General features: G+C 72.0%; 27 protein-coding genes. 13 read left to right on the forward strand and 14 right to left on the reverse strand.

Translation table 11 applies throughout. The annotated features are described in order from the left end of the window. The first annotated feature begins 5 nt into the window (after positions 1 to 5). The 3 genes from Q392_RS27935 to Q392_RS27945 are packed head-to-tail and all read left to right on the forward strand — an operon-like array spanning position 6 to position 3,224. Positions 6 to 440, forward strand: coding sequence for a PaaI family thioesterase (locus tag Q392_RS27935; protein WP_038216479.1), 435 nt, complete (start codon positions 6 to 8; stop codon positions 438 to 440). A 15-nt stretch (positions 441 to 455) separates the two neighbouring features. Further along, positions 456 to 1,472, forward strand: coding sequence for an NADP-dependent oxidoreductase (locus Q392_RS27940; RefSeq protein ID WP_038216482.1), 1,017 nt, complete (start codon positions 456 to 458; stop codon positions 1,470 to 1,472). 21 nt (positions 1,473 to 1,493) lie between these two features. After that, positions 1,494 to 3,224, forward strand: coding sequence for an acyl-CoA dehydrogenase family protein (locus Q392_RS27945; protein WP_038216483.1), 1,731 nt, complete (start codon positions 1,494 to 1,496; stop codon positions 3,222 to 3,224). Between the two features lie 5 nt (positions 3,225 to 3,229). Here the strand turns inward: Q392_RS27945 and Q392_RS27950 are convergent, their stop codons facing one another. From Q392_RS27950 to Q392_RS27975, 6 genes are read right to left on the reverse strand one after another with little or no spacing between them, the layout of a single operon-like run. After that, positions 3,230 to 3,577 (reverse strand): putative quinol monooxygenase, encoded by a 348-nt coding sequence (locus tag Q392_RS27950; protein WP_038216488.1) that lies wholly within the window; start codon positions 3,575 to 3,577, stop codon positions 3,230 to 3,232. Further along, on the reverse strand, positions 3,574 to 4,305 hold the full coding sequence (locus Q392_RS27955) for an SDR family NAD(P)-dependent oxidoreductase (protein ID WP_038216491.1): 732 nt from the start codon (positions 4,303 to 4,305) through the stop codon (positions 3,574 to 3,576). The genes Q392_RS27950 and Q392_RS27955 overlap by 4 nt, the downstream gene beginning before the upstream one ends. Before the next feature lie 48 nt (positions 4,306 to 4,353). Next, positions 4,354 to 5,229: an alpha/beta hydrolase gene (locus Q392_RS31555; RefSeq protein ID WP_051954022.1), complete on the reverse strand. Its 876-nt coding sequence runs from the start codon at positions 5,227 to 5,229 to the stop codon at positions 4,354 to 4,356. Further along, complete coding sequence (locus Q392_RS27965; RefSeq protein ID WP_038216494.1) at positions 5,226 to 6,215, reverse strand: NAD-dependent epimerase/dehydratase family protein; 990 nt, start codon at positions 6,213 to 6,215, stop codon at positions 5,226 to 5,228. The genes Q392_RS31555 and Q392_RS27965 overlap by 4 nt, the downstream gene beginning before the upstream one ends. An 11-nt stretch (positions 6,216 to 6,226) precedes the next feature. Then, positions 6,227 to 7,216: a Bug family tripartite tricarboxylate transporter substrate binding protein gene (locus Q392_RS27970; RefSeq protein ID WP_051954023.1), complete on the reverse strand. Its 990-nt coding sequence runs from the start codon at positions 7,214 to 7,216 to the stop codon at positions 6,227 to 6,229. 31 nt (positions 7,217 to 7,247) lie between these two features. Beyond that, positions 7,248 to 8,297 carry a porin gene (locus tag Q392_RS27975; RefSeq protein WP_051954068.1) on the reverse strand — a complete coding sequence of 350 codons (1,050 nt, stop codon included), beginning with the start codon at positions 8,295 to 8,297 and terminating at the stop codon, positions 7,248 to 7,250. A gap of 130 nt (positions 8,298 to 8,427) precedes the next feature. On the opposite strand from Q392_RS27975, the gene Q392_RS27980 reads away from it, so the two are divergent. The 5 genes from Q392_RS27980 (at position 8,428) to Q392_RS28000 (ending at position 13,436) form a co-directional block, all read left to right on the forward strand. Next, a complete protein-coding gene (locus Q392_RS27980; protein WP_051954024.1) occupies positions 8,428 to 9,159 on the forward strand; it encodes an FCD domain-containing protein in 732 nt (243 codons plus the stop codon). Positions 9,160 to 9,202: 43 nt separating this feature from the next. Then, positions 9,203 to 10,141 carry a glutathione S-transferase family protein gene (locus tag Q392_RS27985; protein WP_038216496.1) on the forward strand — a complete coding sequence of 313 codons (939 nt, stop codon included), beginning with the start codon at positions 9,203 to 9,205 and terminating at the stop codon, positions 10,139 to 10,141. 32 nt (positions 10,142 to 10,173) lie between these two features. Further along, positions 10,174 to 11,964, forward strand: coding sequence for an FAD-binding oxidoreductase (locus tag Q392_RS27990; protein WP_038216498.1), 1,791 nt, complete (start codon positions 10,174 to 10,176; stop codon positions 11,962 to 11,964). Between the two features lie 137 nt (positions 11,965 to 12,101). Continuing rightward, entirely contained in the window at positions 12,102 to 13,016 is a 915-nt protein-coding gene (locus Q392_RS27995; protein WP_038216499.1) for an SDR family oxidoreductase, read from the forward strand. Between the two features lie 12 nt (positions 13,017 to 13,028). Beyond that, entirely contained in the window at positions 13,029 to 13,436 is a 408-nt protein-coding gene (locus Q392_RS28000; RefSeq protein ID WP_038216503.1) for an SRPBCC family protein, read from the forward strand. A gap of 5 nt (positions 13,437 to 13,441) precedes the next feature. Here the strand turns inward: Q392_RS28000 and Q392_RS28005 are convergent, their stop codons facing one another. Continuing rightward, a complete protein-coding gene (locus tag Q392_RS28005) occupies positions 13,442 to 14,164 on the reverse strand; it encodes an FMN-dependent NADH-azoreductase (RefSeq protein WP_038216505.1) in 723 nt (240 codons plus the stop codon). Positions 14,165 to 14,291: 127 nt separating this feature from the next. Here Q392_RS28005 and Q392_RS28010 point away from each other — a divergent pair, with 127 nt between their 5' ends. Beyond that, on the forward strand, positions 14,292 to 15,215 hold the full coding sequence (locus Q392_RS28010) for a LysR substrate-binding domain-containing protein (RefSeq protein WP_038216508.1): 924 nt from the start codon (positions 14,292 to 14,294) through the stop codon (positions 15,213 to 15,215). Here Q392_RS28010 and Q392_RS28015 read toward each other — a convergent pair. Both Q392_RS28015 and Q392_RS28020 read right to left on the reverse strand, forming a co-directional pair. Continuing rightward, on the reverse strand, positions 15,175 to 16,218 hold the full coding sequence (locus Q392_RS28015) for an aldo/keto reductase (RefSeq protein ID WP_038216511.1): 1,044 nt from the start codon (positions 16,216 to 16,218) through the stop codon (positions 15,175 to 15,177). The genes Q392_RS28010 and Q392_RS28015 overlap by 41 nt on opposite strands. Before the next feature lie 29 nt (positions 16,219 to 16,247). Then, positions 16,248 to 17,438, reverse strand: coding sequence for an MFS transporter (locus Q392_RS28020; protein WP_038216514.1), 1,191 nt, complete (start codon positions 17,436 to 17,438; stop codon positions 16,248 to 16,250). A 92-nt stretch (positions 17,439 to 17,530) separates the two neighbouring features. Here Q392_RS28020 and Q392_RS28025 point away from each other — a divergent pair, with 92 nt between their 5' ends. From Q392_RS28025 to Q392_RS28040, 4 genes are all read left to right on the forward strand, one after another. Then, the gene (locus Q392_RS28025; RefSeq protein ID WP_038216517.1) at positions 17,531 to 18,487 is read left to right on the forward strand and encodes a LysR family transcriptional regulator; all 957 of its coding nucleotides are present in this window, start codon (positions 17,531 to 17,533) and stop codon (positions 18,485 to 18,487) included. Then, positions 18,484 to 19,059: a methylated-DNA--[protein]-cysteine S-methyltransferase gene (locus Q392_RS28030; RefSeq protein ID WP_245610845.1), complete on the forward strand. Its 576-nt coding sequence runs from the start codon at positions 18,484 to 18,486 to the stop codon at positions 19,057 to 19,059. Before Q392_RS28025 ends, Q392_RS28030 begins: the two co-directional genes overlap by 4 nt. 142 nt (positions 19,060 to 19,201) lie before the next feature. Further along, positions 19,202 to 19,609 (forward strand): BAR domain-containing protein, encoded by a 408-nt coding sequence (locus Q392_RS28035; RefSeq protein ID WP_038216520.1) that lies wholly within the window; start codon positions 19,202 to 19,204, stop codon positions 19,607 to 19,609. 155 nt (positions 19,610 to 19,764) lie between these two features. Continuing rightward, a complete protein-coding gene (locus Q392_RS28040) occupies positions 19,765 to 21,150 on the forward strand; it encodes an MFS transporter (protein ID WP_038217370.1) in 1,386 nt (461 codons plus the stop codon). Between the two features lie 15 nt (positions 21,151 to 21,165). On the opposite strand, the gene Q392_RS28045 is transcribed toward Q392_RS28040, so the two are convergent. The 5 genes from Q392_RS28045 to Q392_RS28060 all read right to left on the reverse strand — a co-directional run bounded on the left by Q392_RS28045 (position 21,166) and on the right by Q392_RS28060 (position 24,857). Beyond that, a complete protein-coding gene (locus Q392_RS28045) occupies positions 21,166 to 21,417 on the reverse strand; it encodes a hypothetical protein (RefSeq protein ID WP_157008389.1) in 252 nt (83 codons plus the stop codon). Between the two features lie 106 nt (positions 21,418 to 21,523). Then, positions 21,524 to 22,582, reverse strand: a complete 1,059-nt coding sequence (locus Q392_RS28050) for a cation:proton antiporter (protein ID WP_245610846.1) — start codon at positions 22,580 to 22,582, stop codon at positions 21,524 to 21,526. A 27-nt stretch (positions 22,583 to 22,609) separates the two neighbouring features. After that, positions 22,610 to 22,789 (reverse strand): cation:proton antiporter, encoded by a 180-nt coding sequence (locus tag Q392_RS34275; protein ID WP_245610847.1) that lies wholly within the window; start codon positions 22,787 to 22,789, stop codon positions 22,610 to 22,612. Positions 22,790 to 22,802: 13 nt separating this feature from the next. Further along, positions 22,803 to 24,101, reverse strand: a complete 1,299-nt coding sequence (locus Q392_RS28055; RefSeq protein ID WP_051954025.1) for an MATE family efflux transporter — start codon at positions 24,099 to 24,101, stop codon at positions 22,803 to 22,805. Between the two features lie 204 nt (positions 24,102 to 24,305). Then, on the reverse strand, positions 24,306 to 24,857 hold the full coding sequence (locus tag Q392_RS28060) for a DUF2239 family protein (RefSeq protein WP_051954027.1): 552 nt from the start codon (positions 24,855 to 24,857) through the stop codon (positions 24,306 to 24,308). Positions 24,858 to 24,882 lie beyond the last annotated feature (25 nt).

A 24,882-nucleotide genomic window follows, 5' to 3' on the forward strand; every position in this document is an offset into this window, starting at 1 on the left:
CTCGCATGAGCCTTTCCTTCGGTGTCACGATCCCCTTCGTCGACCACCTGGGCTTCACGCTGGAGCGCTTCGAGGGCGGCGAATCGGAGCTGCGCTACACGCCGGCGCCGGAGCACACCAACAGCTTCGCCGTCGCCCACGGCGGCGCCTGCATGACGCTGCTGGACGTGGCCATGGCCACCGCCGCGCGCAGCGTGCAGCCCGAGATGGGCGTGGTCACCGTCGAGATGAAGACCAGCTTCATGCTGCCCGCCACCGGCCCGCTGATCGCCCGGGGGCGGCTGATGCACCGCACCGCCACGCTGGCCTTCGTCGAGGCGACGATCCACGACAGCCAGGGCCGCGCCTGCACCCACGGCACCGGCACCTTCAAGTACGTCAAGCGCCTGCCGGTGGCCGGCAAGACGATCCACGACCTGCAACCCCCCGCCACAGACTAAGCAAGGAGGCTATCCATGCCCACCAACAAGCAGATCCACCTGGCCAGCCGCCCCGAGGGCGAGGCCCAGGCCAGCAACTTCCGGCTTGTGACGGCCGAGACGCCGCCGCTGGCCGACGGCCAGGTGCTGGTGCGCCACCACTACCTGAGCCTGGACCCGTACATGCGCGGGCGCATGAACGAATCCAAGAGCTACGCCCAGCCGCAGCCCGTGGGGCAGGTCTTCCAGGGCGGCACGGTCGGCGAGGTGGTCGAGAGCCGCAACCCCAAGTACGCCGTGGGCGACAAGGTGGTCGGCTTCGGCGGCTGGCAGGAGTACAGCGTGGTCGACGGCAACCAGCCCGGCATGCTGCGCAAGGTGGACACCGCGCACGTGCCGCTGTCGCACTACCTGGGCGCCGTGGGCATGCCGGGCGTCACCGCCTGGTACGGCCTGGTGAAGATCATCGCGCCCAAGGCCGGCGAGACGCTGGTGGTCAGCGCCGCCTCGGGCGCCGTCGGCAGCGCCTTCGGTGCGCTGGCCAAGGCGCGCGGCTGCCGCGTGGTGGGCATCGCCGGCGGCCCCGACAAGTGCAAATACGTCACCGACGAGCTGGGTTTCGACGCCTGCATCGACTACCGCCAGCACCCGGACGCCAAGAGCATGAGCGCGGCGCTCAAGGAAGCTTGCCCGCAGGGCATCGACGGCTACTTCGAGAACGTCGGCGGCTACATCCTCGACGCCGTGCTGTCGCGCCTGAACGCCTTCGCCCGCATCGCGCTGTGCGGCATGATCGCCGGCTACGACGGCCAGCCGCTGCCGCTGGCCAACCCGGCGCTGCTGCTCATCAACCGCGTGAAGCTGGAAGGCTTCATCGTCAGCGAGCACATGGAGGTGTGGCCCGAGGCGCTGAAGGAGCTGGGCACGCTGGTGGCCACCGGCAAGCTGCGGCCGCGCGAGTCGATCGCGCAGGGCATCGAGGCCGCGCCCGAGGCTTTCCTCGGCCTGCTCAAGGGCCGCAACTTCGGCAAGCAGCTGGTCAAGCTCATCTGACCCGAGACACAGGAGGCGGACATGGACAGCGTCATCACCCATGAGGTCTTCAACCAGCCCGAGCCGCTGGTGGACTACGACCTGTTCGCCACCAACCGCGCGCTGCAGGACGCGCTGCGCTTCAACGCGCCGGACCTGCAGCTTGGGCCGCTGCAGGCGCTGGGCCGCGAGCTGGGCAGCGCCGGGATGCAGGCCCATGCGCGCCTGGCCAACGTCCACACGCCCGAGCTGCGCACGCACGACCGCTTCGGCCGCCGCATCGACGAGGTGGAGTTCCATCCCAGCTACCACGCGCTGATGCAGACGGCCGTCGGCGCCGGGCTGCATGGCACGCCGTGGGCCGAGAACGAGGCCCCCACGCCTGCGGCTTCGCCTGCTGCGCTGCCCCCCGAGGGGGCTCCCGCGGCTCGGGGCGGTCCGTCGCCGCTCGGGCGCTCGCCCCACGTGCAGCGCGCGGCGGGCTTCATGCTCTTCACCGAGCTGGAGCCCTCGATCCTGTGCCCGATCTCGATGACCTACGCGGTGGCGCCGGCCCTGCGCGACAACCCGGCCATCCATGCCGAGTGGTCGCCCCTGCTGCAAAGCCGCGCGTACGACCCGGCGCTGAAGGTCTACCGCGACAAGCCCGGCGTGACCATGGGCATGGGCATGACCGAGAAGCAGGGCGGCTCCGACGTGCGCGCCAACACCACGCAGGCCGTGCGCGACGGCAGCGACGCCTGGGGCGAGCGCTACGCGATCACTGGCCACAAGTGGTTCTTCTCGGCGCCGATGTGTGACGCCTTCCTGGTGCTGGCGCAGGCGCCGGCGGGCCTCTCGTGCTTCTTCCTGCCGCGCGTGCTGCCCGACGGCACGCGCAACGCCATCCGCATCCAGCGCCTGAAGGACAAGCTGGGCAACAAGGCCAACGCCAGCTCCGAGGTCGAGTTCCACGGCGCCGCCGCGTGGCTGGTGGGCGAGGAGGGCCGCGGCGTGCCGCAGATCCTGGAGATGGGCACCATGACCCGCCTGGACTGCTCGCTGGGCACCAGCGGCCTGATGCGCCAGGCGGTGGCGCTGGCGCTCAACCACACCCGCCAGCGCAGCGCCTTCGGCAAGCCGCTGATCGAGCAGCCGCTGATGCGCAACGTGCTGGCCGACCTGGCGCTGGAAAGCGAGGCCGCCACCGCGCTGGCGATCCGCCTGGCGCGCAGCTTCGACCGGCAGGACGATGCGCACGAACGCCTGATGGCGCGCCTGCTCACCCCTGTTGCCAAGTTCTGGATCTGCAAGCGCGGCAGCCACCTGGCGCAGGAGGCGATGGAATGCCTGGGCGGCAATGGCTACGTGGAAGAGGGCGGCCAGGGCGTGATGGCGCGCATCTACCGCGAGATGCCGCTGAACTCCATCTGGGAGGGCGCCGGCAACATCATGGCCATCGACCTGCTGCGCGCGCTGCGCAAGGGCGATGCGGCGGCAGCGCTGGAACGCGAACTGGCCCCGGCACGCGGCGTGCACGCGGCGCTGGACCGCCTGGTGGCCGCGCTGCCGGCGCGCGTCGAGGCCATGGCCACGGAAGTGGAGGCGCGCCGCCTGGCGCAGGACGTGGCGCTGGCCGTGCAGGCCGCGCTGCTGGTGCAGACCGCCCCCGAGGCGGTGCACGCCGCCTTCGCCGCCTCGCGCCTGGGCGGGGACTGGGGCTACGCCTTCGGCACGCTGGGCGCGGGCGTCGATGCCGGCGCCATCATCGAGCGCGCCATGCCGGTGGCGTAGATCGCTCAGTCCCGAAGGGGCTCGTCGGCGCTCAGCATCTGCGTGATGTGGAACATGCGGCCCTCGAAGAGGGGCATCACCTCGCCGAGCCGCTGCCTCAGTTCCTGGCGGACGGGGTCGGCGAACGCGGCGCGCATGGCATCCACCGAGTCGTAGACCGACTCGAAGACCATGTATAGCGGCGGCCCGTCGTCCTCCACTTCCAGTGATCTCAGGATGCGCGTGGCCCGCACGCCCGGGAAGCGCTTCATCAGCGGTGCGATCTGCTCCAGGATAAAGGCGTCGAACTGGTCGGCATGGCCAGGCTTGACGCGGCCTTCGAGGCAGGCCGAGCGCACGATCCTGGCCTTCATGCGCCGAGACCTCCGAGTGACTTGCCGCCGTCGACGAAGAGCGTCTGCCCCGTGACGAAGGTGGTGCGCGGCGAGGCGAAGAAGGCGATCGCGTTGGCGATCTCGGACGGATCGGCCGGCTTGCCGGCCGGCTCCAGTGCGCTGGCGGCGGCGTGTTGCTGCGGGGTGAGCGCGCGTGTCATGCCGGTGTCGGTGAACCCCGGCGCGATCGAATTCACGGCGATGCCCTTCGGGCGCAGGTCGATCGCCATCGCGCGCGTCAGGCCGATCACCCCGGCCTTCGACGCGGCGTAGTGCGCGAAGCTGCCGGCGCCGAGCGCCGCCCGCGACGAGACGGTGACGATGCGCCCGCCGGCCTGCATGCGGCGTGCTGCCTCCTGGCAGCAGGCGAACAGGCCGATCAGGTTGACCTCCAGCACCTGCCGGAAGTCGTCGTCGGTGATCTCGTCGAAGGCCCGCATCGGCCCGATCCCGGCGGCGCAGACCAGCACGTCGACGCGCGGCTGCGAGTCCAGTGCCTGTGCGATGGCGGCGCGGTCGCGCACGTCGAGCGCGTGCCCGGCGGCATCGTGGCCCGAGGCCCGCAGCGCGGCCACGCTGCGTTCGACCTTCTCGTGGTCCCGGTCGAGAATGACCACACGGAAGCCGTCGGCGGCCAGGCGCACGGCGGTGGCATGGCCGATGCCGGAGGCGGCGCCGGTGATGAAAGCGGTCTGTCTGTTCGTCATGGATGCAGCTTGCTCGGTGAATGGGGGAAGACTCGGCCTGCGATGAAGCTACTGGTCCTCGCCGCGCACCATGTCGGTGAGCCTTGCGTACCAGGGCGCCGAGCCGTCGCGCAGGCGGGTGTGCGTGCCGAAGTGATCCAGGCCGGCCTCGCGGTCCAGCCGGACGGGGCCGGGCTGCAGCGCCAGCAAGGCGGCGGTGCGCTGGTTGGAGCGTGCCACGCGTTCGCTGTCCATCTCGCCGTAGCCCAGGCAGAAGGGCATGCGGTTGCCGGCCGTCCAGCAGAGGGGACTCATCGGCGCGTCGTCATCGGGCCGCTGCAGCACATGGCTGTAGACGCGTTCTTCCAGACTTTCCGCCGGCGGCTGGGGATGATGCAGATCCAGGATCGCGCTCAGCGGCAGGCAGCCGCGCAGGGCCTCCACCGGTACGCCGGCCTGCCGCGCATCCGCCGTGCGCAATGCAGCGAGCGCGGCCAGGTGTCCTCCGGCCGAATGGCCGGCCAGGTAGATGCGCTGCGGATCGCCGCCGAAGTCACGCGCATGCGCCGCGATGTGACGCAGCGCCGCCAGGCTGTCATCGAAGGCGGCAGGCAGCCGGTGCGCAGGCGCGAGCCGGTAGCCCGGCGTCACCAGTCGCAGGCCGAGCCTGGCCACGGGCTCGGCCATGAAGGCGCTCCACTCCTTGTGGCCGTGCGTCCATCCGCCGCCATGCCAGAACACCAGCACAGGCAGGACGCTCTGATCGGGCGCACCGTAGACGTCGTAGCGGTGGGAGGCATCGGGGCCGTAGGCCACGTTGCGCGCCAACTGGAGGCCCGACGGCACCGTTCGTGCCCAGGCGAGCACGGTCTCGGCATAGTCCGCCGCGGCCTTGAAGGGCAGGGGAGGCTGCGGCGGCAGCCCGTCGATATCGATCGTTGTCACGTCGCGAGTTCCATCGTGTAGGGCGCGAAGTGCGCCACGGCGTCATCCAGCGAGAAACTCGGCCGCCAGCCGAGTTCGCGGTCGATGGGCGCCAGATCGGACGCCGCGTTGCGCACGTGCGGGAATCCCGCGAAGCCGCCTGCCGGCGCCACCCGCCGCTCGACCTGCAGGGCCGGATGGAGGTGCCGCACCGCCTGCTCGAAGTCCTCGAAGCTGTGCAGGCGCCCCATGCCGACGCTGTAGACGCCTTGAACGGGCGCGGGCGCATCCAGCGCGGCGACGTTCGCCAGCGCGCAATCGCGGGCGTCGACGAACTCCTCCCCGCCTCGCCACACGATGTAGGGATCGTCGATGACCGATGCGGCCCGCCGGCTGGCAGGGCCGGCGAGGGCGGACAGCACCCTTCCCGGCACCGAGGTGCCGGGGCCGGGCCAGGCACTGATCACCGCCGCATAGCGCAGCGTGACGGTACTCAAGCCGTAGAGATCGCGGTACAGCAGCGCGAGGTGCTCGGCGCTGACCTTGGTGGCCGCGTAGATCGATCCGGGCCGGTGGGAGATCGAGCGCAGGGGGAAGTCGTCCGGAAAGGCGGCGCCGTCGAATTCGCCGAAGGTGCTGTAGCCCACCGTGGTCGAACTGGCCACCACCACGCGCTCCAGCGCGTGCAGGCGACCGCATTCGAGCACGTTCGCCGTGCCCATGACGTTGACGGCGATGCCGCGCAGCGGATGGGCGCGGATGGCAGTGGACAGCATGGCCGCCGTGTGCACGATGCGGCGTACGCCCTCGCCGCGCACCCGCTGCGACAGGCTGTCGAAGTCGGACACGTCGCCCTGCACCAGCCGCACGCGGGGGGAGTCGACGATGGAGGCGACGGCGGCCGCGGCCGGCTGCAGGTCCAGCAGCAGCACCTCTTCGCCGCGCTGCGCCAGCATGCGCGCGGTATGGCATCCGATGACGCCGGCGCCGGTGATGAGTGTCGTCATCGCGGCAGGGCCTATTCGGCGCGGATGCCGAATTCCTTGACGAGCCGGCCGTAGCGAAGATAGTCCTCCTGCGCCAGCTTCTTCATCTTCTCGGGCGACCCGCCTTCCGGCTGCAGCGAGATCTTCTTCATGCGCGCCGCCACGTCGGGCATCCTGAGCACCTCGTTGACGTGCCGGTTCAGCAGCGCCACCAGTGCCGGCGGCATGTCCTTCGGACCCATCAGGGCCTGCCACGCCCCCACGTCCGCATTGGGATAGCCGGCCTCGGCCAGCGTGGGCACGTCGGGCAGGAAAGCCGAGCGGGCCGGGTCCGCCACGGCCAGCACCACCAGCTTGCCGTTCTCGACGAAGGGCAGGACGGGGCCGAGCGACGAATACATCATGGGCACCTGCCCGGCCACCATGTCCGCCACCGCCGGCACGCTGCCGCGGTAGGGCACCTGCGTGATCTTGATGCCGGCGGACTTGTCGACCAGCTCTGCCAGCACGTGCATCGGCGAGCCGTAGCCCGGGCTCGCGTAGGACCGGATCTTCCCCGCCTTCACGGAGGCCACGAGGTCCTTCATGGTCTTCACGCCGGTGTCGGCCGCCGCGACGACGAACAGCGACTGGCTGGCCAACTGGATGATCGGCGTCAGGTCGCTGGCGGGGTCGATCTGGGCAGTCTTGGATGCCTGCAGCACGTGCGGCGTGATGGCGACCGTGTTCGGGGCCAGTAGCAGCGTGTAGCCATCGGGCGCGGCCTTGGAGACCATGCTGGAGGCGATGGTGCCGCCGGCGCCGGTGCGGTTGTCCACCACCACCGGCTGGCCCAGCCGGGCCGACAGCTTCTCGCCGATCACGCGGGCGATGACGTCGGTGTCGCCGCCCGCGGGGTAGCCCACGACGATGGTGATGGGCTTGGCCGGGTAGTCTGCCGCAGGCTGGGCCGTGGCGGTTCCGGCCGCCAGCGTCACTGCGGCGCAGCCCAGGATGTATTGGCAGAGGTTTCGTCGGTTCATGGGATGGTCCTTGTCCGGAAGAGATTGGAAATCAGAAGGCATGGCGCATGCCGAAGTTGAGGGCGCGGCTGCCCAGGCCCTGTTCGGTGGCGTTGCCCACGCGGTAGAAGCCGGTGGCGGCTCCGGCGCGGGCGTTGTTGTGGATGCGCGCGATGGACGCATACAGCGCGGTGCGGCGCGACAGGTTGTGCATGTAGCCGACCGCCCACTGGTTGGCGTCGTTGTTGTCGAGGGTGCGGTCGTCCTTGCGGATGTAGGAGGCCATGAACCTGCCTGCGCCGTACGGCACCGAGATGCCCAGCATCAGGTCGCGCGAGTCCTTGTTGATCAGCCCGAAGACCGCCGAACCCCGGTTCACGGCGTAGTTGAAGTGCGCCGTTGCCACGCCGAAGTCGTACTTGGCGCCCAGCAGCGTCACCTTGCCCGGCACGCCCTTGGCGTCGTTGACGTTGTGGTGCCCCAGCTTGACGTACACCGGCCCGGAGACATAGCCGACGGCCAGCCCGTACTCGCGGGAGGCGCTGGCGTCGTCGGCCTTCTCGCCGAAGGCGTAGGCCAGGTCGAGGGTGAGGCCCTGTTTCGTTTCCACCGCGTAGCGGACCGTGTTGTCCATGCGGTTGCTGCCGCCCGCCCCGCCTGCGCTGATCAGGTTGGCCGATGTACCGGCCAGGCCGGTGTTGAAGGGGTCGGTTTCCACCTGAAGGAAGGCCACCGGCGTGTACTGGCGCCCCAGCAGGATCCGGCCGAAGCCGCCCTGCAGGCCCACCCAGGACTCGCGGCCGAAGGCCCGGCCGCCCTGGCCGAGCGTGCCCGTGTCGGAATTGAGCCCCATCTCCAGGCGGTAGACCGCCGACAGGCCGCCGCCCAGGTCTTCCGTGCCGCGGAAGCCCAGGCGCGACCCGGCGCTGATGCCGCTGGTGAGTTTTTGGTTGCGTGCGCCGCCGGGGCCGCCGCTCTCCCGCACGAAGCCGAGGTCGACCAGGCCATAGACTGTGGTGCTGCTCTGGGCCATGGCCGGCGCCGCCGCGGCGCCGAGTGCGATGCAGACGAAGGGGAGTGTGCGAAAGCGTGAGGTGGGCATGTTGAAGGCGTTCTCGGAAGTGGATCGAAATGCGCGGTACCGGCCGATGGAATTCATGTGAGTCGATTAATTTCATGAAATATACGGATTTCATGAAATATGGTCGTCCGTATAATGACGCATATACTTCATGGAGACTTTCGTGCTAGATGAGCGACCTTCGGAGTCCTCCAGTTCCCGGACCGAGCGCGCCTACGAGCGCCTGCGCCAGGAAATCCTTCGGGGTGAGCTCGCGCCCAACGAACGGCTGCGCGCGGCGGATCTCGACAAGCGCTTTCATCTAGGCCTCACGCCCATCCGCGAGGCGCTGGCGAGGCTGGGCAGCGAAGGGCTGGTCGCGGTCGAGGCCCACCGCGGGGCGCGCGTGGTGGAGTCGTCCATCGCCGAGTTCACCGACCTGATGAAGGCGCGGCGGGAGATCGAGCGGCTCTGCCTGTCGGACGCCATCGAGCACGGCGACGCGCGCTGGGAAGCGGGGGTGGTGGCGGCGCTGCATGTGCTGCAGCGCACGCCGCTGCCGGATTTCTCCCGGCCGGATGCGCTGGCATCGGAGTGGGAAGACCGGCATCGCCAGTTCCATGCAGCACTGGTCGGCGCCTGCCGCTCGCAGTGGCTGTTGCGCTTCTGGAACCAGCTGACCGACCACTCGCAGCGCTATCGCAAGATCCGCCTGGAGAGCACGCACCTGGTTGCGCGCGACGTCAATGCCGAGCACCAGGCCATCGTCGATGCCGTGCTGGCGCGCGACACCCAGGCCGCCGTGTCGCTGATGGAGCGGCACCTGTCGGAGACCGAGCGTGCCGTGCTGCACGCCGCCGCGAACGGCACGCCGGGCTTCGACAAACGCGGCGCGAGCGGGTAGGGTGAGGGCCTCGCTGCCGTAGCGCGTCGACCCGACCCCACACATGCCCGACCTGATCCTCCACCACTACGCCAGTTCGCCCTTTTCCGAGAAGGCCCGCCTGCTGCTGGGCCACAAGAAGCTGGCCTGGAAGTCGGTGATCATCCCGCCGGTGATGCCCAAGCCGCAGCTCGTGGCCCTCACCGGCGGCTACCGGCGTGCGCCGGTGCTGCAGATCGGCGCCGACATCTACTGCGACACCGCCCTCGTCGCCGACGTGCTGGAGCACCTGCAGCCCGAACCGCCGCTGTACCCCGAGCCGGAAAAGGGCCTCTCGCGCATCCTCGCCCAGTGGGCCGACAGCCAGCTCTTCTGGGCCGCCATGGCCTACAGCCTGCAGCCCAAGGGCGCGGCCGAGGTCTTCGCCGGCGCGCCGCCCGAGGCGGCCAAGGCCTTCGCGGAAGACCGCGCGAAGATGAGCGCCGGCAACATGGCGCGGCTGCGGCCGGGCGACGCCGCCGCGGCCTACAAGTCCTACCTGCGGCGCCTGTCGGACATGCTGGACGACAAGCCCTTCCTGCTCGGCGAAGTGCCCTGCATCGCCGACTTCGCCGCCTACCACGGGCTCTGGTACACCCGCCGCGTGCATGCGGTGAAGGACATCCTCCAGCTCACGCCCGCCGTGCTGGACTGGATGGACGGCATCCAGGCGATCGGCCACGGCAGCTTCGAGAAGATCACGGCCGCCGACGCCATCGCCGCCGCGCAGGCCGCCACGCCGCACACGCTGCTGGCCGACAGCACCTTCCAGGACGAGCACGGCATCCCGCTGGGCAGCGCCGTCACCGTGCGCGCCGAGAGCTTCGGCCCGGAAGAGACCGCCGGCACGCTGGTCGCGGCCACGCGCACGCACTACACGCTGGCGCGACAGGCGGACGGCGCCGGCACGGTGCATGTGCACTTCCCGCGCATCGGCTACGTGCTGAGGGCGGCGCGCGACTGATCGGCGGCCGCACGCAGGCACGCGGCACGGCGATGCGGACACGGGCCTCCCTCTTTTCACGGCCGCGGCGGCTGCTGCTGTCGGCGGCCGCGGCGATGCCCTGGCTCGGCCGCCTGCCCGCCGCCCGCGCCGCGGCGCCCACGGTTCGCCCTGGCGAGCCGGGCTGGCCCGACGAGGCCGACTGGCAGCGCCTGGGGGTCGCCACCGGCGGTGCGCTGATGCGTGTCGAGTCACCCTGGCCAGCGGCGCGGCAGGACCCCGCCGAAGCCGAGCGCCTGCTGCGCGCGCTGAAGAACCCGTACTTCACGCGCGACAGCGTGGCGCTGACGCAGACGCTGGGCTACGTCGACGCATGGACCTCGCAGCCCAGCGCCTGGGCGGTGGCCGCGCGCAACGCGCAGGAGGTGGCGGCGGCGGTGGACTTCGCGCGCACGCGGCGCGTCCGGCTGGCGGTGAAGGGCGGCGGCCATGCCTACCAGGGCACCTCGAACGCGGCCGGCTCGCTGCTGGTGTGGACGCGCCGCATGAACGACGCCGCCGTGCACGAGGACTTCGTGCCCGAGGGCTGCGCCGGCCGCCTGCCGCCGCAGCGCGCCGTCACCCTGGGCGCGGGCGCCGTCTGGGGCGAGGCTTACGACGCCGTCACCACCCGCGCCGGCGGCTACGTGCAGGGCGGCGGCTGCATGACGGTGGGCGTGGCCGGGCTGGTGCAAAGCGGCGGCTTCGGCAGCTTCTCCAAGGCCTTCGGCCTGGCCTCGGCCAGCCTGCTGCAGGCCGAGGTGGTGACGGCCGACGGGGCGGTGCGCACCGTCAACGCCTGCCGCGATCCCGAACTGTTCTGGGCCCTCAAGGGCGGTGGCGGCGGCAGCTTCGGCGTCGTCACGCGGCTGACGCTGAAGGTGCACCCGCTGCCGCGCACCTTCGGCGCGATCGAGATGACGGTGCAGGCCGCCTCGCCCGAGGCCTTCCGCCGCTTGATCGCGCAAACGCTCGGCTTCGCGCGCACGGCGCTGCTCAGCCCGCACTGGGGCGAGCAGATCCGCCTGCTGCCCGGGGAGCGGCTGCAGGTGAGCATGGTCTTCCAGGGCCTGAACCGGGCCGAGGCGGGCGCCGTCTGGCAGCCCTTCATCGATGCGGTGCAAGCGGCGCCGGAGGAAGTGCGCTTCCTGTCCTCGCCGCTGGTGGTCGGCACCTCGGCGCGCGACTTCTGGGCGCCGTCGTGGATCAAGCGCAGCCTAGGCTTCCAGGCCCGCGACGAGCGCCCCGGCGCGCCGGCCACCAACGTCTTCTGGCCCGGCGATCAGGGCCAGGCCGGGCAGGTGCTGCACGGCTACGCGTCCACCTGGCTGCCGGCCGCCCTGCTGCACGGCGAGGCGCCGGGCGCGCTGGCCGACGCGCTGTTCGCCGCCAGCCGCGAGAGCGGCCTGTCGCTGCACTTCAACAAGGGGCTCGCCGGCGCCCCGCCCGAAGTGCTGGCCGCGGCCCGCGACACAGCCATGAACCCGGCCGTGCTGGACGCCTTCGCCCTGCTCATCATGGGCGCCGGCGAGCAGCCGGCCTATCCGGGCCTGCCGGGCCACGAACCGCAGGTCGAGCGGGGCCGCGCACGCGCCGCCGCCATCCGCCGCGGCATGGCGGCGCTGCGGCAGGTGGTGCCCGACGGCGGCGCCTACCTGTCCGAGAGCGATTACTTCCAGCCCGACTGGCCGCGCGCCTTCTGGGGCGGCCACCATGCGCGGCTGCTGGCCGCCAAGCGTCGCTACGATCCCGACGGCCTGTTCACCGTGCACCACGGGGTTGGCAGCGAGCCGGGCGTCGGTTGAAGGGCCGCCGTCGCGGGAAGGACTGACAGCCGGGCGCCGTTCGCGCTTCAATGGCGTCCGCGTCGCTGCCGCCATGCATGCAGGCCGGCAGCGGTCGAGACATCCACCTCTTCCTTCCGACTGAAAGGCGTTTCTCCATGATCCAGGACTTCCAAGGCAAGACGGCCGTGCTCACCGGCGCCGGCTCCGGCTTCGGCCTCGAATGCGCGCGCATCGGCGCCGCCCGCGGCATGAACCTGGTGCTGGTGGACGTGCAGCAGGACGCACTGGACCAGGCCGAGGCCGAGATGAAGGCCGCGGGCGCGCAGGTGCTCGCGCGCAAGGTCGACGTGGCCGACGCCGGCCAGATGGAGGCCCTGGCCGCCGCCGTGAAGGAGCGCTTCGGCGCGCCGCACTTCGTCTTCAACAACGCCGGCGTGGGCGCCGGCGGCCTGGTGTGGGAGAACACCGTCGCCGACTGGGAATGGGTGCTGGGCGTGGACCTGTGGGGCGTGATCCACGGCGTGCGCCTGTTCGTGCCGATGATGCTGGAGGCCGCGGCGAAGGACCCGTCGTACCGCGGCCACGTGACCAACACCGCCAGCATGGCCGGCCTGCTCACGCCGCCCAACATGGGCATCTACAACGCGGCCAAGGCCGCGGTGGTGAGCCTGACCGAGACCATGTACCAGGACCTGCGCCTGGTGACCGACCAGATCGGCGCCAGCCTGCTGTGCCCGTACTTCGTGCCCACCGGCATCACCCACAGCGAGCGCAACCGACCGGGCGGCGCGCCGGCGCAGAGCCAGCTCACCAAGAGCCAGTTGATCGGCCAGGCGATGACGGAGAAGGCCGTCACCAGCGGCAAGATCACCGCCGCCGAGGTGGCGCACAAGGTCTTCCAGGCGATCAGCGACGACCAGTTCTACGTGTTCAGCCACGAGAGCCCCAAGGCGCTGGGCAACATCACCAGCCGTATGGAGAACATCGTCGCCATGCGCAATCCGGCCGACCCGTTCCTGGCGCAGCCGGAGATCGGCGCCAGGCTGCGTGCGCAGCTGCGCGCCGGCTGAGGGGGCTCGGGCATGGCCACGCTGCGCCAGGAATTCGTCGTCGACGCCGCGCCGGCGCTGGTGTGGGACGTGCTGCGCGACTTCGGCGCCGTGCACACGCGCCTGGCGCCCGGCTTCGTCGCCGACTGCGTGCTGGAGGAGGGCGGCCAGGTGCGCCGCATCCGCTTCGCCAACGGCTACGAGGTGCGCGAGCGGCTGGTCGGCATCGACGAGCAGGCGCGGCGCCTGGCCTACACCGTGGTGGGCGGACGGGCCGAGCACCACCACGCCAGCGCGCAGGTGCTGGCCGAGCCCGACGGCCGCTCGCGCTTCGTCTGGATCACCGACGTGCTGCCCGACGCGGCGGCCGGCCCCATCGGCGCCATGATGGCCGTGGGCATGCCGGCGATGCAGAAGACGCTGGCCGCGCTGGCGGCGTAGCCGCATCAGGCAGCCAGGGCCGCCTTCTGCATGCCGGCGGCCCGATGGACGGCCGGCGCCGGCGCAAGCCACCGGTCCACCAGCGCATCGATGCGCGCATGCGCCAGCGCCACCGACCGCGCAAGGCGCTCGCCTCCGTGCTCCTCGTGCTCGATGGCGATGCCGTGCACCTCGGTGATGCCGATGAAGCCCAGCACCGTGCGCACGGCAGGGTCCAGGTGGTTCATCGCGGCCATCGCGCCCCCATCGTCGAAGCCGTGGCCGCCGCGCGAACTGAGCAGGACGGCCTGGCGCGGCCGGTCGGCCAGCAGGGGCACGTAGGGATCGTCGCCGCGCGCCGGGTCGAAGTCGAAGGTGCGGCCGATGCGCACGATGTGGTCCAGCCAGGCCTTGAAGGCGGCCGGCGGGCCGAAGTTGTACATCGGCACGCCCAGCACCAGCAGGTCGGCGCGCAGCAGTTCGTTCACCAGGGCGTCGCTGTGCGCCAGCACCGTGCGCTGCGCCGGCGACCGGTTGGCCTCGGGCGTGAAGGCGGCATGGATCCATTCGCCGGACAGCGCAGGGGGCGGCTGCAGCCCGACGTCGCGGTAGCTCACCGCGTCCTGCGGGCGGGCGCGCGTCCAGCGCGCGACGAAGCGGTGGCTCAGCGCGCGGGTGAGCGAGCCGTGCGGGTGTTCGCCGGCGCGGCCGGGGCGGGCGCTGGCGTCCAGGTGCAGAAGATGGGTCATGGCGGGATTCCTCGATGGATGGATGAGAACTGCTCAGCAGCTTGGAGCTGGCAGATCGAATCTAGGAGCCGCTGTGCCTCGTGACAAACGACGATTTCTGGCGGCAATTGGAAAATAGAATTCATCCATGGATCACCCACGCTCGCTGCCCTCCCTCTCGGCGCTGCGTGCCTTCGAGGCTGCGGCGCGGCACCGCAGCGCCAAGCTCGCCGCGCAGGAGCTGTCGGTCACGCCCACGGCGATCAGCCACCAGGTACGCCAGCTCGAGGACACGCTGGGCCTGGCGCTGTTCGTGCGCACGCCGCGCCAGCTGGTGCTCACCGCGCAGGGGCAGGTGCTGCAGAAGGCGCTCACCGAGTCCTTCGACGCGATGGCGCAGGCGGTGGCAGGCCTGCATGCGGCGCCGGCGCGCCAGACGGTCACGCTCTCGGCCACGCCCGCGGTGGTCGCGCGCTGGCTGCTGCCGCGGGTGCCGCAACTGGTGGCCCGCCATCCGCAGCTTTGCCTGCGCTTCCACGTCTCCCACGCACCGGTGCCGCTCGACGGTGTGACGGCCGACATGGCCATCCGCTACGGCCGCGGCCGGTGGCCGGGCCTGGTGGCCGAGAAGCTGTTCGACACGCTGTTCGTGCCGGCGTGCAGCCCGGCGCTGGGCCTGCGCCGGCGTGCCGACCTGGTGCGCCACACGCTGCTGCACTTCGAGCCGCTCGGCGCGAAGAGCGCCGAGATCGGCTGGGCCGCGTGGCAGAAGCGTGCCCGCGTGCCCGGGCTGGACGTGCAGGCCGGGCCGGCGTTCTCCGACGAAACCCTCACGGTCTCCGCCGCGCTGAGCGGGCAGGGCGTGGCGCTGATGGGCCGCGTGCTGGTGGAGGACGAACTGCGCAGGGGCACCCTGGTCCAGCCCTTCGGCCCCGGGCTGCAGGGCCAGCCCTTCCACCTGGTGTACCCGGTGCAGCGGCGCGACGACCCATCGCTGCGCGCGGTGCGCGACTGGGTGCTGGAGGGCGCGCTCAGCGATGCATCGGCACCGCCGGCGGCGCCAGTTCGGTGAACTGGCCGTTCCAGTAGGGGTAGTGGGGGTAGGGCGGCGTGACGGCGCTGGCCGCGTCCAGGCGGGCCATCTGCGCCGGCGTGAGCTGCCAGCCGATGGCGCCCAGGTTCTGGCGCAGCTGCGCCTCGTCGCGCGCGCCGATCAGCACGCTGCTCACGGTGGGCCGCTGCAGCAGCCAGTTCAGGGCAATCTGCGGCACGCTGCGGCCGGTTTCTTCCGCGACCGCGTCGAGCGCGTCGACCACGCGGTACAGGCGCTCTTCCTCCACCGGCGGCGCGGAGCCCGCGGTGTCGTGCAGGCGGCTGCCGGGCGGCAGCGGCTGGCCGCGCCGGATCTTCCCGGTCAGGCGGCCCCAGCCCAGCGGGCTCCACACCAGCGCGCCCAGGCCCTGGTCCAGGCCCAGCGGCATCAGGTCCCACTCGTAGTCGCGGCCGACGAGCGAGTAGTACGCCTGGTTGGCGACGAAGCGCTCGGTGCCCAGCCGGTCGGCCGCGGCCAGCGCCTTCATCAGTTGCCAGCCGGCGAAGTTGGAGGCGCCGATGGCCCGCACCTTGCCCGCGCGCACCAGGTCGTCGAGGGTGCGCAGCATCTGCTCCACCGGCGTGGCGGCATCGAAGGCGTGCAGTTGCAGGATGTCGATGTGGTCGGTTTGCAGCCGCCGCAGTGCCGCCTCGGTCGCTTCGACGAGGTGGTGGCGCGACCAGCCGGCGTCGTTGGGGCCGTCGCCCGCGCGCAGCGTCAGCTTGGTGGAAATGATCGCGCGATGGCGCCGGCCGGCCAGCGCGGCGCCGAGGATCTCCTCCGATGCGCCGTCGGAGTACACGTCCGCGGTGTCGAAGAGGCTCACGCCGTGCTCCAGGCACAGGTCGATCATCCGCCGCGCTTCCTCCAGGCCGGCGTTTCCCCAGGCGCTGAAGAGCGGCCCGCGCCCGCCGAAGGTGCCGGCGCCGAAGCCCAGCACCGGCACGCGGAAGCCGGAGCGGCCGAGCAGTCGATATTCCATGTGTCGATTCCTAGAAAAAAGTGGAGGTTTCAGGTGCCCAGCGCTTCGCAGCGCACCGGCCGCTGGCGCCGCTCCAGCACCTGGCTGCCGAGCGCCAGCACCAGCCCGGCCAGCGTCAGCGCCGCGGCGGCCAGGCCCAGGTTCATCAGGCCCGGCCGGCCCGGCTGGTGCGCGATGACCGCGCCGCCCACCCACGCGCCCAGCGCGTTGCCGAGGTTGAAGGCGGCGATGTTCAGGCTGGAGGCCAGGTTCTGCCCGGCGCCGGCGGCCTGCTCCAGCACGCGCATCTGCAACGGCGCCACGGTGGCGAAGGCCGCCACCCCGAGCACGGCGATGAAGGCCACGGCCAGGGCGGCATGCGGCATCGCCCAGCGCGCCGCGGCCAGCACCAGCGCCAGGGCGAGCAGGGTGCCGACGGCGGCGCGCATCGCGCCGCGGTCCGCAAGCCGGCCGCCGAGCAGGTTGCCCACCGCCAGCCCGCCGCCGAAGAGCAGCAGCACCGGCGAGACCGCCGATTCGGGCAGGCCGCTCACCCGCGTCAGCAGCGGCTGCACGTAGGTGTAGAAGGCGAACACGCCGGCAAAGCCCAATACCGTCATCGCCAGCCCCAGCCAGACCTGCGGGCGGCGCAGCACGGCCAGTTCCTCGCGCAGCGGCGCGGGCTCGGCGTGGCCGCCGTCGCGCGGCACGAAGCGCCACAGCACCGCCAGCGCCACGATGCCGATGGCCGTGACCGCCCAGAACGCCGAACGCCAGCCGAAGTGCAGGCCGATCCACGCGCCCGCCGGCACGCCCAGCAGCGTGGCCGCCGTCAGGCCGGTGAACATCAGCGCGATGGCCGAGGCGCGCCGCTCCGGCGGCACCAGTCCGGTCGCCACCACGGAGCCGACGCCGAAGAAGGTGCCGTGCGCCAGCGAGGTGAGCACGCGGGCGGCCATCAGCGTGCCGTAGTCCGGCGCCAGCGCGCAGGCCAGGTTGCCGAGCGTGAAGATGGCCATCAGTGCCAGCAGCACCGTCCTGCGCGGCAGGCGCCGGGTGGCCAGGGTCAGCAACGGGGCGCCGACAGCCACGCCGATGGCGTAGCCCGAGATCAGCAGGCCGGCCGAGGGGATGGAGACATGGAGGTCCGCCGAGACCTGCAGCAGCAGGCCCATGATGACGAACTCGGTGGTGCCGATGCCGAAGGCGCCGGCAGTGAGGGCGAGAAGTGCGAGAGGCATGATGCTTCGTACTGTGCGGGCCGGCGCCTTCGATGAATAGAATGCCGCATCGACAAGAAGCTGTGAGTTGAATTCACAGAAAAAGGAAGCTCGTGCCGCGCATCGAGGTCAACCGTTCCGGCGAGATGGAAGCCTTCGTCCAGGTGGTCGACCGGGGCGGCTTTTCGGCCGCCGCGCGCGTGCTGGGGATGACGCCCTCGGCCGTCAGCAAGCTCGTCGCCCGGCTCGAAGCGCGCCTGGCCGTGCAACTGGTGCACCGCTCCACCCGCAAGCTGCAGCTCACCGCCGAAGGGCGCCACTTCTACGAGCGCAGCGTGCGCGTGCTGGCCGACATGGACGAGGCCGAACGTTGCGCCGCCGGCGCCGCGCCGCGCGGGCGGGTCAGCCTCAGCGTCAGCGTGCCCTTCGGCCAGCACGTGCTGCTGCCGCTGGTGCCGCGGCTGCTGGCCGCCCACCCCGAACTCACGCTGGACCTGAGCCTGACCGACCGCGTCGTGGACCTGATGGACGAGCGCGCCGACATCGCCATCCGCTGGGGCCGGCTGGCCGACTCGGAGCTGGTGGCGCGCCTGCTGGGCCAGACCGAGCAGGTGATCGTCGGCACGCCCGACTACCTGGCGCGCCACGGCACGCCGCGCACCCCCGACGAGCTGCTGCGCCACAACCGCCTGGGCAACACCTACCGCCGCAACGTGCCGGACTGGCCGCTCAAGGTGGACGGACGCATCGTCGAGGTGCCCATCGCCGGCAGCGTGCGCGCCTCCGACGGTTCGGCCCTGCGCACGCTGGTGCTGCACGACGCGGGGCTGGCGCGGCTGTCGGTCTACCACGTGCAGGCGGACATCGCGGCCGGCCGGCTGGTGCCGGTGATGGAGGACTTCAACCCGCGCGAGCTGGAGCCGATCCACGCGGTCTATCTGGGCCGGGCAGGGCGGCTGCCGGCGCGCGTGCGTGCGGTGCTGGACTTCCTCGCGGCCGAGGTGCGGCTGCCCGCGCTTTCGGCGCAGAATCGGCGCGCGCCGCCCGCCGCCGCGGGCCGCCCCGCATGATGCAGCCATCGACACAACCCTCCGACGCGGCCTGGACGGTCTTCCCGACCGCCATCGGCCACGTCGGCCTGGCCTGGAGCGAGGCCGGGCTGCTCGGCGCCCAGTTGCCCGAGGCCGACGAGGCCGCCACCCGGGCGCGCATGGCGCGGCGCTATCCGGCGCTGCCGCAGGTCGATGCGGCGCGCCTGGGCAGCGCGGCGGCGCAGGCGATGGAGGGCATCGCCGCGCTGATGGCCGGCGAACCGCGCGACCTGCTGGAGATCCCGCTGGACCTGCGCGGCGTGCCCGAATTCAACCAGCGCGTCTATGCGCTGGCCCGCCGCATCCTGCCCGGCCAGACCCGCACCTACGGCGACCTGGCGCTGGAGCTGGGCGACAAGGCCCTGTCGCGCGCCGTGGGCCAGGCGCTGGGCCACAACCCCTTCGCGCCGGTGGTGCCCTGCCACCGCATCCTGGGGGCGGGCGGCTGGAGCGGCGGCTTCTCGGCGCACGGCGGCGCGCTGACCAAGATGCGCATGCTGACCATCGAAGGCGCCTGCCCCGGCGGCACGCCCTCGCTCTTTCCATATTGACCCGTCACCGCAACACACTGCCGCGGCCGAGTGTGTATTGGAAACTTTCGTGTTCAAAAAGTGGCGAATGGATCAATAATGCCGTTACAAGTGGCACGCATTGTCACGAGACAGACTTTTGCCGCATTCTTGCGCCCTCCCCATGGACAGTTCTCCGCCGGCCCCCCAGGACCACGCCGCTGCCGCGGTCGAAACCGCATGGCAGCTGGCATCGTCCGCGCTGCAGCTGCTGTCGATGCTCGACGTCGTGCAGCAGTGGTCGCTGGAGGACGCGGACCATCTGGCGGACCTGGCGGAGCAGGCGGACCGGCTCTCGGTGCTGGCCGCGGCACGCACGCCCCCGACCACGCCTGAGCAGGCCAAGCGCATCGCCAAGGTGCTCGACGCGGGAAGCTGGCGCGCCCACCGGCTGCTGCCGGCGGTGCAGGCGCAGGCCCGCGACAAGGCCAGCGCCGCCGCCGTCGAATCGGCCCTGCGGCGCATGGGCGACGCGCTGGAGCGGCTGCGCCGCGCCCTGGGCCTGGCGCCCGCCGACGACGACGGCGCCTGAAACCCGGCGGGCGGGCCGCCGGCGCAAGGGCATCGGCGCCGCCGCCGGTGCCGCAGGGCCGCCGCGCCGACAATGCCCCGATGCCTTTTTCCTCATCGCCGCGCCTCGCGGAGGATTCGCTGGCGCCTGCCCGCCCGCCGGCCGGCAGCACCTGCATGGACGGCCTGCCGTTGGCCGAACGCCGGCGCGCCATGGTCGTGCTGGTCCTCGGCATCGCCCTGGCGGTGCTCGACGGCACCCTGCTGAACCTGGCCCTGCCGGGCATCGCCACCGAACTGCAGGCCACGCCCACGCAGGTGGTGTGGGTGGTCAACGCCTACCAGATCGCCACGCTGGTGCTGCTGCTGCCGCTGGCCACGCTGGGCGACCTGGTGGGCTACCGGCGCGTGTACCTGTGGGGCATGGCGCTGTTCGCGCTGGCCTCGGTGGGCGCCATGCTGGCGCCGTCGCTGCCGCTGCTGATCGCGGCGCGCGCGGCGCAGGGCATGGCAGCGGCCGGCATCATGAGCGTGAACGCGGCGCTGGTGCGGCTGATCTACCCGCGCAGCCAGATCGGGCGCGGCGTGGCCATCAACTCCATGACGGTCGCCGCCTCCTCGGTGGCAGGGCCGTCGGTGGCGGCGGCGGTGCTCTCGGTGGCCTCGTGGCCCTGGCTGTTCGCGCTGAACCTGCCGCTGGCCGCCCTGGTGCTGACGCTCGGCCGCTCCGCGCTGCCGGCCAACCGCGAGCCCCCGGCCGCCGGCGCGCGCATCGATCCGGTGGACGTGCTGCTCAACGCGCTGATGTTCGCGCTGGTGTTCATCGGCGCCGACCGGCTGGGCGCGCGCGAGGGCCGCGCCGCGGGCTTCCCCTTCGACGCCGTGCTGCTGCTGGCCGCGGGCATCGGCGTGGGCGTGCTCTACCTGCGCCGGCAGCGCGGCCGCGTGGCGCCGCTCTTCCCGGTGGACCTGCTGCGCATCCCGGTGTTCGCGCTGTCGATGGGCACCTCGGTGAGCGCCTTCTGCGCGCAGATGCTGGCCTACATCGCACTGCCCTTCCTGCTGCTCGACGCCTGGGGCCGCAGCCACCTGGAGGCGGGGCTGTTGATCACCGCCTGGCCGCTGGCCATCGTGGCCATGGCGCCGCTGGCCGGAAGGCTGATCGGCCGCGTGCCCGACGGGCTGCTGGGCGGCATCGGGCTGGGCCTGATGGCGCTCGGGCTGGCCCTGCTGGCGGCGCTGCCGCACAACGCGCCGGACGCCTCGGTCGTGTGGCGCATGGCGCTGTGCGGGCTGGGCTTCGGCCTATTCCAGTCGCCCAACAACCACACCATCGTCACCTCGCCGCCGCGGCACCGCAGCGGCGCCGCCAGCGGCATGCTGGGCACCGCGCGCCTCACGGGGCAGACGCTGGGCGCCGTGCTGCTGGCGATCATCTTCAGCATCTGGAACCCGCACGACGGGCAGGGCCCGTCGGTGGCGCTGGCCGCGGCAGCGGCGTGCGCGGCGCTGGCGGGGGTGTGCAGCACGCTGCGGCTGCGCGCCGCGGCGGCCACGCACTGAGCGCGGCCGGCCGGCTCAGGCGCTCATCGAACGGCTGCCGGCGACGATGCGGTCGAGCGCCTCCTCGGCCTCGGCCAGCCGGCGCACCACGGCGCGGCCGGCCGCCACCGCCTCGGCGTGACTGCGCAGCGGGCGGGCGGAGGATTCGATGCGGTGAAAGAGCGGCACGTCCTGCGCCGGGTTGTCATCGGCCTGCAGCACCACCCAGTGGAAGCAGGCCTCGCCGCGCTGTTCGACGGTGATGGCCATGGTCCTGAGAGTCGGCATGTCCTGCTCCTGCGAGATGCACCGATCGCAAGACGATCGGGCAGCGCCTGATCTGAACATGCCGGGTGGGCCCGGCGGCAACAAACTGTTGACGGCCTGGTGCCGCTCAGCCCGCGCCGCCGGCCGGCTGGGCGGGCAGCGCCGGCGCGCCGCGCATGGCGCGGTTGAACAGCGGCGTGGCCATCAGCGTGCTCGTCACCGCCATGACGACCAGGATGGCGAACAGCCCCGGCTCGATCACGCCGGCCTGCAGGCCGATGTTGATGATGATCAGCTCCATCAGTCCGCGCGCGTTCATCAGCGCGCCGATGGCCATGGCGTCGCGCGGCCCCTCGCCCGACAGGCGGGCCGCGCCCCAGCAGGCCAGCCCCTTGCCCGCGAAGGAGGCCAGCAGGATCGCCAGCGCCGCCAGCAGCAGGCCCGGCTGCATCACCATGTCCAGCCGCGTGTTCAGGCCGGAGTAGGTGAAGAACATCGGCAGCAGGAACACCACCACGAACGGTTGCAATTGCGCACGCACTTTTGCGGCGAAGTCGCGCTCGCGCGGCAGGCACACGCCCAGCACGAAGCCGCCGAAGACGGCGTGGATGCCGATCGCGTCCATGGCCCAGGCGCTCAGGCAGAACAGCGCCAGCACGATCGCGAGGGTGCCGGCCGCCAGCGGCTCGCCCGGCCGGGTTTGCATGGCCAGCCCGGCCAGCAGCCGGCGGCCGAGCAGCAGCATCAGCAGCGCGAAGGCCGCGCCGCCGCCGATGGCCAGCCAGGCGCCGCCCCAGGTGCCGCCGAAGCTGGCCAGCACCACGGCCAGGATGCACCAGGCGGCGGCATCGTCCGCCGCGCCGGCCGTCAGCGCGAGCGTGCCGAGCGAGGTGCCGGCGATGCCGCGCTCGTGGATGATGCGCGCCAGCATCGGGAAGGCGGTGATGGCGATGGCCGCGCCCAGGAACAGCGAGGCCTCCAGCGGCCGCGCCTTGGCGGCGAACAGCCCCGGCGTCCCGAGCAGCCACGGCGCCATGGCGAAGGCCAGCGCGAAGGGCACCGCGATGCCGGCCGCCGACACCGCCAGGGCGCTGCGCGCGCGCTGGCGGAAATGCGCCGCGTTGAACTCCGTGCCCACGAGGAACATGTACAGGCCCACGCCGAGCTGCCCGCAGACGTACAGCATGCCCAGTGTCGGCTTGGGGAAGAGGGCCTACTGCGCAGCGGGCAGCAGCAGCCCGAAGAGCGACGGGCCGAGCATGACGCCGGCGATCATCTCGCCCACCACCTGCGGCTGCCCCAGGCGCTGGGCGAGCCGCCCGACCGCCCGGCATGCCAGCAGGATCACCGCCGCCTGGAGGAAGAAGTGCACCGAGAGCTGGGCGATGGGCATGGCGGGAAGTGTCTCAGACCAGCCGCTGGATGCGCTTGTGGCGCCACACCAGCCGGTAGTAGGCCGCCTGCAGCGCGAAGATGGCGAGGAAGGCCGCCGGGTAGGCGTACCAGACGCCCTCCAGCCCGATGCGCCGGCTCATCACCCAGGCCACCGGCACCTCGACCAGCGCCAGGCACAAGATCGAGATCAGCGTGGGCACCAGCACGGAGCCGCTGGCGCGCATGATGCCGGCCAGCGCCGAGCCCATGCCGAAGATCACCGTGCTCCACAGCATCACGTGCAGCAGCGTCTGCGCCACCTCGATCACCTCCGGACGGGTGATGAACAGGCCCATCAGCGGCCGCGAGAACAGGTAGCCCAGCAGCACCAGCGCGCCGGTGAGCAGCAGGTTCATCAGCAGCGCCGTGCGCGTGATGGCGCCCAGGCGGTCGGCATGCCCCGCGCCGATGGCCTGCGCGCCGAGGATCGAGGCGGTGATGGCGATGGAGATGGCCGGGAACTGCACGTAGGCCACCACCTGGTTCACCGCGCCGTAGGCGGCCGTGGCGTCGGAGCCGAAGCCGTTGACCAGCGACAGCAGCGCCAGCTCGGCCAGCGACACCACGATCATCTGCACGCCGGTGGGCACGCCCAGGCGCAGCACCGCCACCAGCAGCGCCGGGCGGATGCGGATCTCCTTCAGGAACGCCGCGTCCGGCGCGAGCGGGCTCTTCTTGCGCCGCAGGTGCCAGCCCAGCCACAGCGTGGCGACCACGAAGGCCACCACCGAGGCCCAGGCGCCGCTGGCCACGCCGAGCTGCGGCAGCCCGGCCCAGCCGCGGATCAGCGCCGGCGTGAGCACCAGGCCGACCGTGGTCGAGATCATCAGCGTGAGCATCGGCGCGATGGTGTCGCCTACGCCGCGCAGCATCGCGGTGGACAGCAGGAACACGAACAGGCCCGGCATCGCCACCAGCATGATGCGCGCGTAGCCGGTGGCGTCCGGCAGGATGTCCGGCGGCGTGCCCAGCGCCTTGAGCAGCGGCGTGGTGAAGGCGCCGCCGAAGACCGCCACCAGCAGCCCGAACACCAGCACCACCGCCAGCGCCGTGCCGGCGATGGCGCGCGCCTTGGCCACGTCGCGCGCGCCCCAGGCCTGGCCGATCAGCACCGAGGCGCCGGCGCCCAGGCCGATGATGAAGGCGATGAAGAAGAACAGCAGCGGGAAGAAGCCCGAGACCGCCGCCAGCGCCTTCACGCCGATCATCTGGCCCAGGTAGATGTTGTTCAGCGTGCCCGAGAGCGACTGCAGGATGTTGGAGGCGAGCATCGGCACCAGGAAGACCAGGAAGGTCTTCCACAGGGGCCGGCTGCCGGTGATGGCCGGCGCGCGGGCGCCGGAGGGCGGGGCGGCGGGGCTGCTGGCCCCTGCGCCCGGAGAGGAGGGCTGGGTCACGGATGCGATGCGCGGCCGGCGGCGGTGCGCCGGCTGCGCCCTGTGGGTGTGGTTGTTGTTGTGGAGATGTGCGGGCGGTCAGGCCGCGGCCCAGCTCGGCGCCGCCAGTTTCTGCGCGTAGGCGGCCACGTCTTCGGGCCAGCCCTCGATCTGCGCCTGGAAGCGCTCTCGCTCGCCGGCGAAGAGGGCGCGCGCGGCTTCCTCGAAGCCGGGCAGGTCGCCCGCCATCACGGTCATGAAGCGGTAGGCGGCCTCGCGGGCGGCGCGCACGCTGTCGCGCTCGGCATAGTTGCGGCGGGCCTCGTCGATCAGCCTGCGCAGCGCGACCGAGGCGCCGCCCGGCTGGCGGCTGAGCCAGTCCCAGTGGCGCGGCAGCAGCGTCACCTCGCGCGCGACCACGCCCAGGCGCGGCCGGCCGACGCCGCGCGGCGCCTCCTCGGCCGGCGCTGCGGCATCGGACGAGTCGGGGCGCAGGTCCAGGTCGAGGCGCTCGCCGGTGCGGTCGTCGAACACGAACACCGAGGCGGCGTCGGGGCGCTGGCGCACGCTGGCCATCACCTGCGCGGCGTCGCCGGAGGCGATGCGGTCGAAATCGAGGAACGCGGTCAGAAAAGAAGGTGCGTCGGACATGAATTCATTGTACCCGGATTAAATT

Source organism: Xenophilus azovorans DSM 13620 (assembly GCF_000745855.1).
GTDB lineage: Bacteria > Pseudomonadota > Gammaproteobacteria > Burkholderiales > Burkholderiaceae_C > Xenophilus > Xenophilus azovorans.

Bases quoted from the DNA above. Each gene is read 5' to 3' on its own strand.
- Q392_RS28000 (WP_038216503.1), top strand. From the start codon at position 13,029: ATGGCCACGCTGCGCCAGGAATTCGTCGTCGACGCCGCGCCGGCGCTG.
- Q392_RS28020 (WP_038216514.1), bottom strand. From the start codon at position 17,438: ATGCCTCTCGCACTTCTCGCCCTCACTGCCGGCGCCTTCGGCATCGGC.
- Q392_RS27955 (WP_038216491.1), bottom strand. From the start codon at position 4,305: ATGACGAACAGACAGACCGCTTTCATCACCGGCGCCGCCTCCGGCATC.
- Q392_RS28030 (WP_245610845.1), top strand. From the start codon at position 18,484: ATGATGCAGCCATCGACACAACCCTCCGACGCGGCCTGGACGGTCTTC.
- Q392_RS27945 (WP_038216483.1), top strand. From the start codon at position 1,494: ATGGACAGCGTCATCACCCATGAGGTCTTCAACCAGCCCGAGCCGCTG.
- Q392_RS27980 (WP_051954024.1), top strand. From the start codon at position 8,428: ATGGAGACTTTCGTGCTAGATGAGCGACCTTCGGAGTCCTCCAGTTCC.
- Q392_RS27990 (WP_038216498.1), top strand. From the start codon at position 10,174: ATGCGGACACGGGCCTCCCTCTTTTCACGGCCGCGGCGGCTGCTGCTG.
- Q392_RS28045 (WP_157008389.1), bottom strand. From the start codon at position 21,417: ATGCCGACTCTCAGGACCATGGCCATCACCGTCGAACAGCGCGGCGAG.
- Q392_RS28015 (WP_038216511.1), bottom strand. From the start codon at position 16,218: ATGGAATATCGACTGCTCGGCCGCTCCGGCTTCCGCGTGCCGGTGCTG.
- Q392_RS27935 (WP_038216479.1), top strand. From the start codon at position 6: ATGAGCCTTTCCTTCGGTGTCACGATCCCCTTCGTCGACCACCTGGGC.
- Q392_RS27975 (WP_051954068.1), bottom strand. From the start codon at position 8,297: ATGCCCACCTCACGCTTTCGCACACTCCCCTTCGTCTGCATCGCACTC.
- Q392_RS28035 (WP_038216520.1), top strand. From the start codon at position 19,202: ATGGACAGTTCTCCGCCGGCCCCCCAGGACCACGCCGCTGCCGCGGTC.
- Q392_RS28040 (WP_038217370.1), top strand. From the start codon at position 19,765: ATGGACGGCCTGCCGTTGGCCGAACGCCGGCGCGCCATGGTCGTGCTG.
- Q392_RS27985 (WP_038216496.1), top strand. From the start codon at position 9,203: ATGCCCGACCTGATCCTCCACCACTACGCCAGTTCGCCCTTTTCCGAG.
- Q392_RS28055 (WP_051954025.1), bottom strand. From the start codon at position 24,101: ATGCTCGCCTCCAACATCCTGCAGTCGCTCTCGGGCACGCTGAACAAC.
- Q392_RS28060 (WP_051954027.1), bottom strand. From the start codon at position 24,857: ATGTCCGACGCACCTTCTTTTCTGACCGCGTTCCTCGATTTCGACCGC.
- Q392_RS28005 (WP_038216505.1), bottom strand. From the start codon at position 14,164: ATGACCCATCTTCTGCACCTGGACGCCAGCGCCCGCCCCGGCCGCGCC.
- Q392_RS34275 (WP_245610847.1), bottom strand. From the start codon at position 22,789: ATGCCCATCGCCCAGCTCTCGGTGCACTTCTTCCTCCAGGCGGCGGTG.
- Q392_RS28010 (WP_038216508.1), top strand. From the start codon at position 14,292: ATGGATCACCCACGCTCGCTGCCCTCCCTCTCGGCGCTGCGTGCCTTC.
- Q392_RS27995 (WP_038216499.1), top strand. From the start codon at position 12,102: ATGATCCAGGACTTCCAAGGCAAGACGGCCGTGCTCACCGGCGCCGGC.
- Q392_RS27965 (WP_038216494.1), bottom strand. From the start codon at position 6,215: ATGACGACACTCATCACCGGCGCCGGCGTCATCGGATGCCATACCGCG.
- Q392_RS27950 (WP_038216488.1), bottom strand. From the start codon at position 3,577: ATGAAGGCCAGGATCGTGCGCTCGGCCTGCCTCGAAGGCCGCGTCAAG.
- Q392_RS28050 (WP_245610846.1), bottom strand. From the start codon at position 22,582: ATGCTGTACGTCTGCGGGCAGCTCGGCGTGGGCCTGTACATGTTCCTC.
- Q392_RS27970 (WP_051954023.1), bottom strand. From the start codon at position 7,216: ATGAACCGACGAAACCTCTGCCAATACATCCTGGGCTGCGCCGCAGTG.
- Q392_RS27940 (WP_038216482.1), top strand. From the start codon at position 456: ATGCCCACCAACAAGCAGATCCACCTGGCCAGCCGCCCCGAGGGCGAG.